The organism is Arthrobacter bambusae (assembly GCF_022606295.1).
GTDB lineage: Bacteria > Actinomycetota > Actinomycetes > Actinomycetales > Micrococcaceae > Arthrobacter > Arthrobacter bambusae_A.
Genome location: NZ_JAHHZS010000010.1, coordinates 58,884 through 73,314 on the forward strand (window position 1 = coordinate 58,884; position 14,431 = coordinate 73,314).

Annotated in this window: 12 protein-coding genes; 6 read left to right on the forward strand and 6 right to left on the reverse strand. The window is 62.2% G+C overall.

The window, feature by feature from the left end; translation table 11 throughout:
* Positions 1–45 precede the first annotated feature (45 nt).
* The 3 genes from KNN17_RS08975 to KNN17_RS08985 all read left to right on the forward strand — a co-directional run bounded on the left by KNN17_RS08975 (position 46) and on the right by KNN17_RS08985 (position 4,904).
* On the forward strand, positions 46–492 hold the full coding sequence (locus tag KNN17_RS08975) for a universal stress protein (RefSeq protein ID WP_241708397.1): 447 nt from the start codon (positions 46–48) through the stop codon (positions 490–492).
* A 64-nt stretch (positions 493–556) separates the two neighbouring features.
* Positions 557–3,727, forward strand: a complete 3,171-nt coding sequence (locus tag KNN17_RS08980; RefSeq protein WP_241708398.1) for an HAD-IA family hydrolase — start codon at positions 557–559, stop codon at positions 3,725–3,727.
* A 634-nt stretch (positions 3,728–4,361) separates the two neighbouring features.
* On the forward strand, positions 4,362–4,904 hold the full coding sequence (locus KNN17_RS08985; RefSeq protein ID WP_234750377.1) for a hypothetical protein: 543 nt from the start codon (positions 4,362–4,364) through the stop codon (positions 4,902–4,904).
* On the opposite strand, the gene KNN17_RS08990 is transcribed toward KNN17_RS08985, so the two are convergent.
* The 3 genes from KNN17_RS08990 to istA form a co-directional block, all read right to left on the reverse strand.
* Positions 4,901–5,422: a hypothetical protein gene (locus KNN17_RS08990; protein WP_241708399.1), complete on the reverse strand. Its 522-nt coding sequence runs from the start codon at positions 5,420–5,422 to the stop codon at positions 4,901–4,903. The genes KNN17_RS08985 and KNN17_RS08990 overlap by 4 nt on opposite strands.
* Before the next feature lie 121 nt (positions 5,423–5,543).
* A complete protein-coding gene (gene istB, locus KNN17_RS08995; RefSeq protein ID WP_241708400.1) occupies positions 5,544–6,362 on the reverse strand; it encodes an IS21-like element helper ATPase IstB in 819 nt (272 codons plus the stop codon).
* On the reverse strand, positions 6,359–8,032 hold the full coding sequence (istA, locus tag KNN17_RS09000) for an IS21 family transposase (RefSeq protein WP_241708401.1): 1,674 nt from the start codon (positions 8,030–8,032) through the stop codon (positions 6,359–6,361). Before istA ends, istB begins: the two co-directional genes overlap by 4 nt.
* Positions 8,033–8,180: 148 nt before the next feature.
* Here istA and KNN17_RS09005 point away from each other — a divergent pair, with 148 nt between their 5' ends.
* From KNN17_RS09005 to KNN17_RS09015, 3 genes are all read left to right on the forward strand, one after another.
* The gene (locus KNN17_RS09005; protein ID WP_241708402.1) at positions 8,181–8,633 is read left to right on the forward strand and encodes a flavodoxin domain-containing protein; all 453 of its coding nucleotides are present in this window, start codon (positions 8,181–8,183) and stop codon (positions 8,631–8,633) included.
* Between the two features lie 15 nt (positions 8,634–8,648).
* Positions 8,649–9,623, forward strand: a complete 975-nt coding sequence (locus KNN17_RS09010; protein ID WP_241708403.1) for a 1-phosphofructokinase family hexose kinase — start codon at positions 8,649–8,651, stop codon at positions 9,621–9,623.
* Positions 9,624–9,753: 130 nt separating this feature from the next.
* Entirely contained in the window at positions 9,754–10,500 is a 747-nt protein-coding gene (locus KNN17_RS09015; RefSeq protein WP_241708404.1) for a glucose 1-dehydrogenase, read from the forward strand.
* A 61-nt stretch (positions 10,501–10,561) separates the two neighbouring features.
* Here the strand turns inward: KNN17_RS09015 and pta are convergent, their stop codons facing one another.
* The 3 genes from pta to KNN17_RS09030 all read right to left on the reverse strand — a co-directional run bounded on the left by pta (position 10,562) and on the right by KNN17_RS09030 (position 14,405).
* The gene (pta, locus tag KNN17_RS09020) at positions 10,562–12,658 is read right to left on the reverse strand and encodes a phosphate acetyltransferase (RefSeq protein ID WP_241708405.1); all 2,097 of its coding nucleotides are present in this window, start codon (positions 12,656–12,658) and stop codon (positions 10,562–10,564) included.
* Between the two features lie 33 nt (positions 12,659–12,691).
* On the reverse strand, positions 12,692–13,552 hold the full coding sequence (locus KNN17_RS09025; RefSeq protein ID WP_241708406.1) for a universal stress protein: 861 nt from the start codon (positions 13,550–13,552) through the stop codon (positions 12,692–12,694).
* Positions 13,553–13,943: 391 nt separating this feature from the next.
* The gene (locus KNN17_RS09030; protein WP_241708407.1) at positions 13,944–14,405 is read right to left on the reverse strand and encodes a universal stress protein; all 462 of its coding nucleotides are present in this window, start codon (positions 14,403–14,405) and stop codon (positions 13,944–13,946) included.
* Between the last annotated feature and the right edge of the window lie 26 nt (positions 14,406–14,431).

The following is a 14,431-nucleotide window of genomic DNA, read 5'->3' on the forward strand; positions in this document are numbered from 1 at the left end:
GCGGCAACCCGTCCGGACCCAGTGGGGAAGCGAAAGGATAATGAGATGGCCGGTACAGGATCATTCGTGATTGTGGTTGGTTTTGACGGTTCCGCACCTTCCCGGAACGCGCTGAAGTGGGCCCTAGACGAGGCCGGCCTGCGCGACGGCGAACTCCGCCTGGTCACAGCGTGGGGCAAGCCGCCGATGTCCTGGTACCCGGCGGTGTTGGAAACAGCCGTCGGCGAGATCGTGGCCGAAGATTCCCCCGAACGACTTGCAGGGACGCTGCAGGCTGACGCATTGAGGACAGCCGCCGATAAGGGCATAGCTGCCACTGGGCATGTCGTCCACAATGATTCAGCGGCGTCAGCCATACTCGACGCCGCCAAGGACGCGGAACTAATCATCGTCGGGTCCCGTGGGCACGGCGGGTTTCCGGGTCTGCACCTCGGTTCGGTCTCGACTCAGGTTATCAACCACGCCCCGTGTGCTGTACTCGTCGTTCGCTGAGCAAAATCCCTCCCCGGGACCACTACCACCGGCTGCAAAGACCGATGGTTGGTAGGGATGGGTCATGACGGAGTCACCAACCGCCGCTGCCGCCTTGTCGCCTTTTGACGTCGTGATCTTTGATCTTGATGGCGTCGTCACAGACACGGCCTCCGTGCACGAGGCAGCTTGGCGGGACCTCTTCAACGAGGTATTGAAGGATGACCGTATTCCGCCAGAGATACGGAAGGAGCCTTTCAGCGGCATTGACTACCAGAACTATGTCGACGGCAGGCCGCGGGAGGACGGAATAGTAGCTTTCCTGGCGTCCCGTGGGATCGAACTGCCGGCGGGTGACGTCTCGGACCCCGCTGCCGCATGGTCGGTCCACGGCCTTGCTGAGCGCAAGAACCAGTTGTTCAGTGAGCGGCTTGGAAACGAGGGTGTGGCGGTCTTTCCGGGGACCGTTGCTCTTCTTGAAAGGCTGCGCTCAGGACGGGTGCCCGTGGTTCTTGCAACGTCCAGCCGGAACGCGTCCGCTGTCCTCGCCGCCGCCGGGTTATCGAATGCTTTCGACCTGGTCATCGATGGTGCTGTTGCCGGCGAGTTGGGGCTTGCGGGCAAACCTGACCCGGCATTGTTCCTTGAAGTCGTTCACCGGCTGGGAATCGCGCCTGCCCGCGCCGTCGTCATTGAAGATGCCGTTGCCGGCGTGGAGGCTGCGCATCAAGGGGGATTCGGGCTCGTCGTCGGTATAGACAGGACGCACGCCAGGAGGTCGGCGCTGGAGGCGGCGGGTGCCGACGTCGTGCTTGATGACGTGAGCGAGCTGGATCTGGGACGGGTTCTCACCGACCCGTGGCGCTTGGTATATGAAGGCTATGATCCGGCCCACGAGGGCCACCGGGAAGCTTTGACCACGCTCGGCAACGGGTACGTGGCCGTACGCGGAGCTGCCCCGGAGAGCCGGGGGAGCGAGGTCCACTATCCGGGCACGTACCTCGCCGGTGTCTACAACAGGTTGGTGAGTACCATCCAAGGCCAGGCGAGCGAAGACGAACATATGGTCAATCTTCCCAACTGGCTTGTCCTGGATGTCCGGCTGGATGGGACCGACTGGTGGTCCCGGGGAGGCCTGAAGATCCGCCGGGAGCGGCGGGTGCTTGACCTGCTTCGTGCCACCCTACGGCGGGAAGTTCTCTTGGAAGCAACTGACGGGAGGCGGCTGGAACTGGTTCAGCGCCGGTTCGTCTCGATGGCCCAACCTCACCTGATGGCGCTGGAGACAACCATTACACCGAGGGGCTGGGGCGGGTCCGTGGGTATCCGGAGCGGAGTGGACACAGGCGTGTCCAACGAAAATGTCCCGGAGGACGCGCTCCTTTCCCACCATCACCTGCTCGTCCTGAAGGGGTCTGGGCCAGGGGAACCGATACCGGTGGTCGAGGTAGAGACGATCCAAAGCCATATCAGGATCGCGACCGCGCTACGTACCCGGGTTTCCGGGCTGGAAGGCAACGGAACGCCCAGTCAGCAAGCCGGAATGTACTATCGTTCGTTTGAGGTTGCGCTGACTGACGGAATGCCGCTTACGGTGTTCAAGACGGCGGCAATTGTGAGCTCGCGCGACCGTGCCGTCTCCTCCCCGGCGTCTGGTGCGAGGGTCGTGCTGAGTGCCGCCGGGCAGGGCTTCGACGTGATGCTCGCCGAGCACGAGGCCGTGTGGGGAAGATTGCTGCATTTGTTCGTCGTCACCATTGACGGGAACCTCCAGGTCCAACTGATCCTGAACCTCCACGTCTTCCACGTATTGCAGACTCTTAGCCCGCACACGGCGGAGCTGGATGCCGGTGTGCCAGCCCGCGGGCTGCATGGGGAAGGTTACCGCGGGCACATCTTCTGGGACGAGCTCTTCGTTCTGCCCTTGCTTACCTCACGGTTGCCCTCTGTTACCCGCTCTCTCATCGACTACCGCTGGCGGCGGCTGCCAGCCGCCCGGGAAGCGGCTGCCGCAGCGGGGTTCCGGGGTGCCCTGTTCCCGTGGCAAAGCGGCAGTGACGGCAGGGAGGAGACTCCGCGTTGGCTTTTCAGCCGGCGATCCGGCCGCTGGGTACCGGACTACTCCCATCTTCAGCGGCATGCCGGCCTGGCCGTGGCGTTCAATGCATGGCAGTACTTTCTGGCCACGCAGGACCGGGCCTGGCTGTTGCATCGTGGCGCCGAGCTGGTTGTGGAAGTGGCGCGGCTCGTCGCCTCCATGGCCGAATACGACGGCGAGCAGGACCGCTTCCATCTTCGCGGAGTCATGGGTCCTGATGAGTACCATACGGGCTACCCGGACGACCCTGGCGGGGGATTGAACGACAATGCCTACACAAATGTCATGGCCGCGTGGGTCTGTGAACAGGCCCACGAGATCATGACGATGCTTCACGGACACGACCTTGAGGAGCTTCGCGGGCGTCTGTCGGTGGACTCGTCCGAGGTGGAAACCTGGCTCCACGTCAGCAAGAGGATATTCGTGCCGTTCGACGCTGAAGGGATCATCAGCCAGTTCGACGGTTACGAAGACTTGCAGGAGCTCGACTGGGAACATTACCGGTCCAAGTACAAGAATATCGAACGCCTCGATTTGATCCTGGAAGCAGAAGGAGACAGCACGAACCGGTATCGGCTGGCCAAGCAGGCCGACGTGCTGATGCTCCTGTACCTGCTGGGGGAGCAGGAACTCATGCTGTTCCTCGCCCGGATGGGCTACTCAGTGAGTACGGATCAGCTCGCGGCGACGGTCGAGTACTACCTCGCGCGCACTGCCCACGGTTCCACCCTCAGCCGTGTGGCCCATGCCTCGGTGCTGGCTGCAATGGACCCGGACCGAGCCTGGAGCACCTTCAGGGAAGCGCTCACGGCTGACCTTGACGACACCCAGGGAGGCACCACACACACAGGGATCCACCTTGGCGCCATGGCGGGGACGATCGACGTTATCCAGCGCAGCTTCGCCGGGTTGAGGATCACCAGGGATGCCCTCGTTTTCTCCCCGAAGATGCCCAATGGGATACGAGCGGTGTCCTTTCGTGTCCGATATCGGGACCAGTTGCTTGAAGTCAGCCTCGACCACAGCACGTTGACTGTCTCGGCTGCACCCGGAGACGCGGCCGGTGTCTGCATCCGGGTCGGTTCCGAGAGGGTCCTCTTGGCCGCCGGGGAGCTCCGGAAGTTCCTCCTGCTCGCACCGGACGCCATGGCGGGCTGAAGCCTTGGCATTCGGAGGACCGGGAGGGCGTCGGCAATAGGCCGATGACTTTTGGCTCTGGCAGGGGCCCATCATCAGGCCCAGTCTTGGAGCATGACCTACCTTGTTGCCTACGCAAGTGCCCTGGGGTCCACCCGGGAAGTAGCTCAACGTGTTGCTTCACGCATGGAGTGATTGTGTCAAGTATTCTTGGCCCCGGTAGGACGGGTATTTCTGGCCCCACCCCGCGGACTGCGTTTGTCCCGCCTCCATGGCTGTCCCTCGCGAATCTGATGAATCGACCGGCCGACAATCGGTCCGAGATTTCCGTTGACTTCCGTTGCTGCCACTTGCAGAATCAGAGCACGTCTTTGTGCCCTCCCGAATAGTCGCTTGGACTTGAGGTTTTGGGAGCGGCCTTCGATGTGACCGATTTCCGTTTGGGGGCTGGATTTCGAAGCACATCACGCCTTCTTGCGTTGGTTGGTCTTTTGACGAATGGTCAAGATCAGACTGGGGAAGGATTGTTGTGAATAAGGTCTCTCAACGAGCAAGAATCATGTCATTATCAATGGCGGTCGGCCTTGTTTTCAGTGCATTGTTGGGCATTGGAGGTGCAAACGCGGCCCCCACGACGGCTGATCCGGGGAGCTACATGCCTGCTCCTCCACTTCCGATTGAAGCGTCGTCACCGAAAGTCAAGGCAGATTTCGACGCTCACCTGGCCAAAGTGAAGGAAGAAATTCGTGTCAACGGCGGCAAGATCGTTGGCGAACAAAAAGTCGCCTACGAACCAGCCCCGGCGAAGGCTGCAGGTAAGAAGGCTGGGTCGGTGACACCCATGGCTTTTCCCAGCGGGTGCGGCCTTTACGTGATCACTTACTTCGATTACCACTCGAACACTTACAGCAGCGCTGTGCACTCAGCGCTCACCTCGTGCACTTACAGTGTCTACTACATCGGGATGGATTCCATCCTGAACAAGTACGACACATATTGGGGTTGGTGGGACCAAGTCGGCGAGGGCAGCAACGCAGCCTATTACGTCAGTTCCTTGACGTCGGCTGCTACCTTCACGTGCACAACCGGAAACAACAGCGGTTTCTCGGGAAGCACTACCGGTGAGTTGTACTCCGGGGGTACGAGGTACACGGCTGCCGCGTACGACGGTACGTATTTCTGGGCCTGCGGCAACTAAGTTCCAGAGCCGGGGGCCGGGTTCTTTGCGGACCCGCCTCCGGCTTCCGGCATCTGAATAACCCTGTCATAGGTTTTGCAGAGAAATGGCTCGGCGGCGTGGATCCGGTCGGCCGCAATTTGAAACATGTCAATGTAATGCCCGCCCGGAACTTGAACCCTAGGGAGTCTTCCTGGTTCAACGATCCAGAATGCACCAGGGAATGCTGCCAGGACTGTGTCCGCGTAGTAGAGCGCAACGTCACGTGAAAAGTCATCAACGTCGCCGGCGGGATAAGACCGGTTTCTGATTGCCTCGTCCAACCGTTCCAGACCTTCACGCGAGCACACAACTTCCTTCCCGTCTCTCGGAAGAAGCGGTTCCAGCGTCGGATACAAGCGCAACAGCCCGGCAAAACGCTCTGTTGGCCGTGCCTCGTCTTCCTGCGTATAGACCGCGAACAGCCGGCTGGGCGGATGCGATAGGGCGAATCTCACCGCTGCCCGTGCACGTTCGAGGCTCTCATTAATTTCGGACATACTAACCGACCCCCATGGGACAGAGCCCAATCCAGCTTGGTACCGGGTCAGCAGCCCGGGCATGCTGTGAATCTACGCTGCAGGGCCTCTGGCGGCAACGGCCACATTGGCCGCACCCCGATTAGCTGGCGGCCTGTTGAGCGATGGTGTGGGCGAGCCGGTAGGAGTCGGTGCCGGTTTCGATGATGGCGCCGTTAAAGGTCAATCGGTCCACTATTGCGGCGCAGAGGCGCGGGTCGGTGAAGGTTTTGGTCCAGCCGGAGAAGGACTCGTTGGAGGCGATGGCGATGGAGTTCTTTTCTTCGCGTTCGGTGAGGACTTGGAAGAGGAGTTCGGCGCCGCGGCGGTCCAGTTCCATATAGCCCAATTCGTCGATACAGAGCAGGTCCACGCGGCCGTAGCGGGCGATGGTTTTGGCCAGGACTTTATCGTCGGCGGCTTCAACGAGTTCGTTCACGAGCCTCGTGGCGAGGGTGTATTTGACCCGGTAGCCCTGTTCCGCGGCCGCGGTGCCTAGCCCGATGAGCAGGTGGGTTTTGCCCGTTCCGGAGTCCCCGATCAGGCACAGGGGTGAGCCTTTGCGGATCCAGTCCCCGGTTGCGAGGGTGTGGATGGTGGCGGGGTTGATGTTCGGGTTGGCATCGAAATCGAAGTCTCCGAGCCATTTGTTCCTTGGAAAGTTTGCTGCTTTGACCCTGCGGATGGAGGAGCGCCGGTCCCGGTCGTCGCACTCGGCAAGCAGCAGTTCGGCCAGGAAACCCTGGTAGGAGAGTTGTTCCTTCCCTGCGACGGTGAGGGCTTCGTCCAGGACCGCCCTGACGGTGGGCAGGCGCAGCCGACGGCAGGCCTGGTCCACGGCCGCGACCGCGGCTTGTTCGGTCAGGCCGCGGCGACGGCGCAGTGTCGGGGTGATGGTGACGGCAGGGGCGGTGGGGCTCATGAGATGTTCTCCTTCGACGCGTTGTCCGGGTGTTTGTTGCGTTTGGCGAGCAGCTCGTCATAAACACTCACCGAAGGAAGAGGGCGAGCGTCCTCCGGGAGCCCCGCAATAACAGCGGCGGGGTCCATGAGCCGCCGCTGGGTGAGACTGACAACCCGTTGCACATTTACCTCGTCATGAGCACCGTGATGACGGTCCGAACCGCCCTCACCCGCCGAAACGTTTGTAGCGTGTCTGCGGGCTTCGACAGCGACGACGTCGGCGCTGACCGCGCCCACTCCCAATGCCGCGGTGATCCCTGCCTCGATGTCTGCTCCGTCCATGGAACGGTGGAGCAGCAAGATGTCGATCAGTTCACGGGTTCCCTCGGCGTCGCCATTGACCCGGCGCGAGGCGGCCCAGAAGGCTTCATGGGCGCTGGTGAAAGCACCGGACTCCCGTGCCCGGGCCAACGCGGTGGAGCCAGGCAAAGCGCCGGGCTTGGTTTTGAGGACCTCCAGGTAATGGTCCAGCTGGACCGACTGTGCGCCCTTGGCAATGATCCGCTGATGCCGGGCCGCCACCGCGCGGCCGTCGAACACTACAAGCTCCGATGCCCGCAAGGACACCCGGACTCTTCTGCCTATGAACCGCGCGGGCACGGAGTACTTCACCATCCGCACCGTGATCATCGATGACCGGTCCACCCTCGGGTTCAGCACCAGACCGGGATCGAACTCTTCGGCCGGCAACGGTGCCAGGAACGGGCGCTCGGCGGCGAGGTCCTGGCCGATGGTGCGGATCCGGTCATTGATCCGCCGCTGATCGTCTTGGACCTCCCAGGCCCGGATCCGGTGGTTGAGCTCCTCCAGGGATCTCGCGACGGGCATCGGGGTAAGCCGGTTGCGGCGGAACCAGCCCACCTCGCCCTCGACTCCGCCTTTCTCGTGAGCCCCGGCAATACCTGGCTGGCAGTAGAAAGGATCAAAACCGTAGAACGAGCGGAACAACACCCACCGGTCGTTCTCCGTTCGTTTCCGGCCCTGCCCGAACACCACAGCCCGGACGGCGCTGGTGAGGTTGTCACAGCGGATGTGTTTAACCGGCACCCCGCCGATCTCGTTGAACGCCTCGATATGGCCTTCCAGAAACGCTTCCTGGGCCTGGGTGGGGTAAATCCGGTGGATGGCCTTGCCGGAATGGGACAACCGGAAGATGAACATGTGACACTTCGTCTTCACCCCGTTCAGCATGATCCAGACTTCGCCGAAGTCCACTTCTGCCTCCGCGCCGGGGGCGTGTTCCTGCGGAACGAACACTTCAACCCGGCGACCGGCTTCGACATCGATCTGCGCCCGACGGACCCGCACGTAATCACGCACCGTCGAATACGACAGCCCCTGGGCACCATGCTCCTCGATGAGCCGGGCAAGAATCCTCCGAGCCGTATGGCGTTGCTTCCGCGGCGCTGTGGTGTCCTCGACCAGCATGGCATCGATCGCGGGTTTGAACGGCTCTAGCCGCCAGGAGACCCCTCGCCGTGGTTTGCGTTCCGGAGGGGCCGCGGACTCCAGGGCCTGCCTCACCGTCCTTCGGTGAACCCCATGCCGGCCTGCCAGTGCACGAACCGACAGGCCCTCAACCCGGGCGTCTCTTCGGATCTGTGCGAACAACTCCACTCTCGACTCCATCCAGACCAGCCTTCTGCCGCATCCATCCATTGATGAATCCAACGTTGAAGGTGGGGCCACGAATAACCGTCACAAGGTGCCCGGCGAGTCATGAAGTCGGGCCGGATATATCCGTCCTACCGGGGCCATCCAAACCTGTCACAGTCACATGGAGGTTGCGCTCGGCGACGTCGAATGCCGGTCCGTGGAGGAGGTGGTGTTCGTCTCCCGCTATGAGGGCATTGTGGTCGGCAGCGCCATCCACAACCAGGCATGGCTGCCTCCGGCTTTGCTGTTCCTCTCACGCCATGAACTTGAGTTGGCCAAGCGACCCGTCTGGGCCTTCAGCGTCGGGATGGCCGACGCGTTGCCAAAGCCGTTTCGTAAGCGCGGTGCAGCGATACAACAGGAGCGGCTCGGAAGAGTCCTGTCCGAGAGAGTCCCGCTGCGCGGACACAAGGTCTTCTCCGGTGTCTACAGGGCCACGCAGATGCCGGCGCCGCTCCGATTCATGTTCCGGCTCGCCGGCGGCCGTTTCGGGGACCTGCGGGATTGGTCTGCCATTGACGCTTGGACGGATCAGATTATTGCCCGAATCGCAAAACCTGGTTCGCCCCTGTAAGGAATCGCTGCTCCTATGCTTGCTCTTATGGAAGCCCCCCAGCCAACGCGTGCGAAGCCGATTCTTACCCTCACGGTGAACCCAGCACTGGACGTCAGCACTTCGACTGAGCGGGTCTACAGCGGTCATAAGCTCCGGTGCGGCGGCAGCCGCCTCGACCCCGGTGGCGGGGGCATCAATGTTGCCAGGGTAATCCAACGGCTCGGGGGCAATGTTCTGGCTGTATACAGTGCAGGCGGACCCACCGGGGAAGCATACCGGCGGCTGATAGAAGCTGAGCGGATCCCTTCGGTGGTCATACCGGTCCAGGGGGACACCCGACAGAACTTCACCGTGGATGAGGATTCGACCGGGAACCAATTCCGTTTCGTACTCCAAGGCGCGGAGCTCAGCGAAGGGGAATGGGGCACCTGCCTGGAAGTCGTTGCCCGGTCAGTTCCGGTTGGCGGATACGTGGTGGCCAGCGGCAGCTTGCCGCCCGGAGTTCCGGAGGACTTCTATGCCCGGATTGCCCGCGTCGTGCGGAAAGGCGATGCACGATGCGTTGTGGACAGCTCGGGGCCGGCCCTCTCCAAAGCGCTTGCCGAGGGTGTCTTTCTCGTCAAACCCAGTCGGCGCGAGCTGGGCGAACACTTCGGAGCACTGCTTCAGAGTGAAGAAAGCCAGGTCGATGCCGCCTTGGCACTCGTTGCCGACGGATGTGCGGAATATGTTGCGCTGACCCTTGGCGACGCCGGAGCCGTGCTGGCTTCCAAAAAGGGCGTAACCCGTTTGCAGGCGCCGCCAGTGCAGGTGCTCAGCACCGTCGGAGCCGGTGACAGTTTCCTTGGAGCGTTCGTGCTGCGGTTGGCGCAGGGGCACCCTGTTGAGGCGGCCTTCAGCTCGGCTGTCGCGGCGGGAAGCGCGGCCGCGATGACCCCCGCTACGGAACTGTGCCACCGGCACGACGTCGAACGCCTGGAGAAGGAAGTCACTGCCGCAGCGGATTGATTCTGGTGACGGGCCTGTGACTTTCGGCCCTGTCGAGGACCGATGCGCGGGCCCAGTCTTAGATCAAAGCGATCAAGAGTCGAGCCTGAGCTTGCTTGGAGTCCTCGCCGTCACACTGAAGGAGCATCACATGGAACGGGTCATCGACAAGGTTGCGCTGGTCAGCGGAGGCGCACGCGGTATTGGAGCCGCTGTGGCCTCCCGGCTGCACGGTGAAGGTGCAAAAGTTGTCATCGGCGACATCCTGGACGAAGAGGGAAAGGAAACCGCGGAGCGCATGGGCTCGAGCGCGCTCTACGTCCATCTCGACGTGACCAGCCCGCAGGACTGGGAGGCAGCGGTGAGCGCCGCCGTCGAAACCTTCGGAGGCCTGAATATCCTGGTGAACAATGCCGGGATCGTGAACTTCGCCTCCATCGAGGACTACACCCTGGAGCAGTGGGACAACGTCATCGGCGTCAACCTGACCGGCACGTTCAAAGGAATCAAGGCCGCGATCCCGGCCCTGCGGCAGTCCAAGGGCGGCTCGATCATCAACATTTCCTCGATTGCCGGGATCCGGGGTTATGAGCAGATCCCCGGGTACACTGCCTCGAAGTTCGGCGTGCGCGGACTGACCAAGAGCGCCGCGCTGGATCTGGGGCGCCACGGCATCAGGGTGAACTCTGTCCATCCCGGAGTCATCTCCACCCCGATGGCGGCCGACATGCCAATGGACATGAGCCACGTGGCGCTCAGCCGGATGGGTCATCCGGGGGAAGTCGCGGACCTCGTCCTGTACCTGGCTTCGAATGAGTCTTCGTTCGTCACCGGAGCCGAGTTCGTCATCGACGGCGGCGACACTGCAGGAACGGTCACCCCGCCTGAGGAAGGGTAGCCCTCACCGTGGCCGGACGAGCGTGCGCGTAGGCAGTGCCCCGTCGCGTTGACAGGCTGCGTCAAGCCTGGTCTCGTGCCAGGGGGGCGGCAACTTGGGACTGTACGGCAGTGATGGCAACAGTGTTGATGATGTCTTCCACCGTTGAACCCCTGGAGAGATCGTTTATCGGCTTGCGGAGGCCTTGCAGGATGGGCCCGACCGCGACCGCCCCCGACGACTGCTCAACAGCCTTGTACGTGTTGTTGCCGGTATTCAGGTCGGGGAAGATGAACACCGTCGCTTGGCCGGCAACGGTGGACGAGGGCAATTTGAAATTGGCAATTGCGGCATCCACGGCGGCGTCATATTGGATTGGGCCCTCAACGGGAAGCTCCGGCCGGGCCGCCTTGACCAAAGCGGTCGCGCGGCGCACCTTGTCCACCGCACCGCCTGTGCCCGAACCTCCAGTGGAGTAGGACAGCATGGCGACCCTGGGCTCCACGCCGAACTGCGCGGCGGTGTCTGCGGATGCAATCGCGATATCGGCAAGCTGCCACTCCGTCGGCTCAGGGATGACGGCACAGTCGCCATACACGAGGACGCGGTCGGGGAAGAGCATGAAGAACACCGATGACACCGTGCGCACACCATCCCGGGTCTTCACGAACTCCAGGGCCGGACGGATGGTATTCGCCGTGGTGTGGGACGCTCCGGAAACCATCCCGTCCGCTTCGCCCAGTTGAACCATCATGGTGCCAAAATAGGCTCCCTCCAGCATGATTTCCCGCGCCCGCGCCAAGACCATTCCCTTGTGCGCCCGTAGCCGTTGGTATTCCGCTGCATAACGCTCGCGCAAGTTCGACGTTGCCGGATCCACAACAACCAGCCCGTCAAGGTCGATCCCCTGAGCTGCGGCCAACCCATCGACGGCGGCCTTGTTCCCCAGGATGATCAGTTCACAGACATCCCTCCGGTGCAGGAGCTCAGCGGCGCGGAGCACCCTGGCGTCTTCTCCCTCCGTGAGGACGATCCGCCGCTTCTGTACCCGGGCACGCTCGATGAGTTCGTGCAGAAAGCGCAAAGGCGTGACGGTGGTTGGCCTTGGCAAGGACAATCTTTCCAGAACTTCCCGCTCGTCAACGCAGCGCGCCCATGCGCCGAGTGCGGCCGCCACCTTGCGGTGCTGGCCGGCGTGTATTTCGCTGCGCACGCCCGCGGTCAAATGGGCCGCGGTGTACGTACCTTCTTCGCTGGTGAATACCGGAAACGGTGCATGGTTGAGCAGTGGACGGACATGGGCATCCGCGTCCAACCCCTCGGTCAGGATCATGGCACTCGGGGTGGGGAATTGGGGCGACAAGGCAGACGCCAAACAAGCAACCATCACATCTGCCCGGTCTCCGGGAACAATCACCAGGTCCCCCGTACCGAGCCCACTCAGGAAATTGCCTACGGTCATTGCGGCCACGGTGACCCGGCCGACGTCGCGGTCAAGCTCTGTGCTGCCGCCCGCGTGGCTCAAGCGAAGCGCGGCCGAAATGTCTCCCACCGTCGGCCGCGATATCTCTGCTATTTCCGGAATGACGTAGACAGGACGTCTGCTGACTCCCGGCCGCAATGCGGCATGGATGTCGCCGACCGTGCTGGCGTCGGCCCGGTTGACCATGACGGATAGAAGGGAGCAATGCATGGAAGCAAGCTCCTTGCGCGCCACATCGACGGCATCGGCAGTTTCTTCGGAAGACAGCCCCTTTGCGCCGACCACCGCCAGCACTGGCAATCCCAGATTGTTGGCAAGCCTGGCATTCAGGTCGAATTCAGCGGCCGCGTCGTGGCCCCTGAGGCCTGAACCCTCGACGATCACCACATCACACTGCTTCGCGATCTGGCCGTACGCCACGACGGCGTCCCCGAATATCTCGTCACCTCGTCCGGCGCCCAACAAGCCAAGCGCCACGGGGAGTGTGATTCCACCCAGGCAAAGGGATGGATTGAGCCCATACATTTCCCGAATCAGGAGAATCATGGGATCGTGGCCGGCGTCGGGGCCTTCCACGATCGGTCGAAAGAAGCCGACCCTATCTGCATGCCGGTGCAGGGTGTCGGCCAGCCCAAGACTCACCAACGATTTTCCGGACTCCGGTGTGACAGCACTGACGTAGATACCTGTGACCATACCGCGTTGCCCTCCGTCCGCCGTTGATTCGCTTTAACCTGTGAGTTTCGCCCGTCGTACGCGGGTAATGACGGTTGGGCAGGGCAGGGATCTGAGTACGGTGTGGGCGGTCGATCCCATGAGGAGGCGTTTGAAGCTGCCTCTTCCCCGGCTTCCCAGTACCAGCATGGTGGCGTTGGCTGCGGCTTCCGTGAGTGCTTCTGCCGGTTCGTTGTTGGATACCAGAACCTGGTGGACAATCAGGTCGGGGTAGTTTTCGGCCAGACCGGCGACGGTTTCGGCGAGGACGATTCGTTCTTCTTCCAGGATGTCCTCGGCGACGTCGGCCGCTGGCATGGCTCGGTGGATGAGCGGCGGCGCGGGGACGGCGTGAACTACTGTCAGGTCCTGGTTGTCCCTGTCCGCTTCGGCGGCGGCGAAGGAAACTGCTTGCGTTGATTCTTCGGAACCGTCAGCGCCGACCACGATGCCGCGGCGCTCTGTCATGTTCTGTTCCCCGACTACTGCGACAGGGCCCTGGGCGACGGCGGCGATCTGCAGTGCCCTGTCAGCGACGGGTCCTCCGGGCCAGTTGTGCCCGGTTCCGATGACTACCATCGAGGCTCCTTTGGATTGCTTCCTGAGTGCCTGCCCGGGGCTGCCGGGGAACAGCACGGTTTTTACCTGGACCGATGGCTCCAATTCGCCTGCATATGCTGCGGTTTTGCTCAGCAGTTCGTTTGCTGCGGCCTTGATCACCTCGCTGGAATGGGCTGATTCGTCGAGCCATCGACTGTCGACGGCGTGAACGAGCAGCACCGGGAGTTTCCGTCGTGCCGCCCGGTTCATTGCCCAAGCCAGCGCGGCCCGGCTCGCCTGGGTGTCAACGACGCCGACAACGATTGGTTTTTTCATGACTTTGTCCGCCTCCATGAAATGTGGCTCCCGCGTTCCGGGTGCTTTACGCACCATCCTCTGCTCGTTTGGTCCAGCCCGGCAGGGCCGGAAGTCCCGTTAGCGACGCTCGTGACGCCGCCGTGACCGGGGACCGACTGCGCCCGCGGATCCTTGACGGTGTCCATGCCATATACGTACGTAGTTTTCACAAATTTCTGAATGACCGAAAGGACCTACCTCACCGGAAAACGGGTCTTCGTGGAGATCGTGCCGACCATTATCACAGGGAGGCGGATAAAGAGGTTCCGAGTTCCGCCCGCCCACCGCTCAGCCATGACTTTTCCCCATAGCCGGGTCAGCAGATTCCTGTCCTCAACCCGGGAGGGGTCGGAAACGAGCGACACTGGACTCAGGTGTTGTCGACCTCTTGGTCCACCAGCAGCACGGGGCATTGTGAGTGCGCCGCGCATGCCCGGCTTACCGAACCGATTGCCTGATCCAGGAACCCGCCCTCTCCGTGGCGGCCAATGACGAGGAGCTGGGCGTTCTTGCTCTCCTCGACAAGGACCTTGGCCGGTGCCCCGAACTTGACTGTGATGCTGAGGTTCTCTGGTCTATCCGCGTCGAAAGCCCGGTCAAGCGCTTGTTCTACCAGTTGCCTGGCGGATTCTTCCAATTCGCTTGAGAATTTGCTGATCCCTTGCTCCATACGCGAGGAGAAAAAGAGATCCGGCATGCCGACACAAGTAATAGCTTCCAGCGGCAAGTCCAGGCGCTCAGTCATCCGTCCTGCCCATCGCAAGGCTGCCGACGAGTACTCGGAGCCGTCCACGCCCACAATGATCCGATTCGACGATGGTTCTGTGTTCATTGCTCCACCCTGTCTGGCGGGCGACC

What these genes read in the sequence shown, in the direction of transcription:
- KNN17_RS08975 (WP_241708397.1), top strand. Translation starts at nt 46, where the DNA reads ATGGCCGGTACAGGATCATTCGTGATTGTGGTTGGTTTTGACGGTTCC.
- KNN17_RS08980 (WP_241708398.1), top strand. Translation starts at nt 557, where the DNA reads ATGACGGAGTCACCAACCGCCGCTGCCGCCTTGTCGCCTTTTGACGTC.
- KNN17_RS08985 (WP_234750377.1), top strand. Translation starts at nt 4,362, where the DNA reads ATGCCTGCTCCTCCACTTCCGATTGAAGCGTCGTCACCGAAAGTCAAG.
- KNN17_RS08990 (WP_241708399.1), bottom strand. Translation starts at nt 5,422, where the DNA reads ATGTCCGAAATTAATGAGAGCCTCGAACGTGCACGGGCAGCGGTGAGA.
- istB (WP_241708400.1), bottom strand. Translation starts at nt 6,362, where the DNA reads ATGAGCCCCACCGCCCCTGCCGTCACCATCACCCCGACACTGCGCCGT.
- istA (WP_241708401.1), bottom strand. Translation starts at nt 8,032, where the DNA reads ATGGAGTCGAGAGTGGAGTTGTTCGCACAGATCCGAAGAGACGCCCGG.
- KNN17_RS09005 (WP_241708402.1), top strand. Translation starts at nt 8,181, where the DNA reads ATGGAGGTTGCGCTCGGCGACGTCGAATGCCGGTCCGTGGAGGAGGTG.
- KNN17_RS09010 (WP_241708403.1), top strand. Translation starts at nt 8,649, where the DNA reads ATGCTTGCTCTTATGGAAGCCCCCCAGCCAACGCGTGCGAAGCCGATT.
- KNN17_RS09015 (WP_241708404.1), top strand. Translation starts at nt 9,754, where the DNA reads ATGGAACGGGTCATCGACAAGGTTGCGCTGGTCAGCGGAGGCGCACGC.
- pta (WP_241708405.1), bottom strand. Translation starts at nt 12,658, where the DNA reads ATGGTCACAGGTATCTACGTCAGTGCTGTCACACCGGAGTCCGGAAAA.
- KNN17_RS09025 (WP_241708406.1), bottom strand. Translation starts at nt 13,552, where the DNA reads ATGAAAAAACCAATCGTTGTCGGCGTCGTTGACACCCAGGCGAGCCGG.
- KNN17_RS09030 (WP_241708407.1), bottom strand. Translation starts at nt 14,405, where the DNA reads ATGAACACAGAACCATCGTCGAATCGGATCATTGTGGGCGTGGACGGC.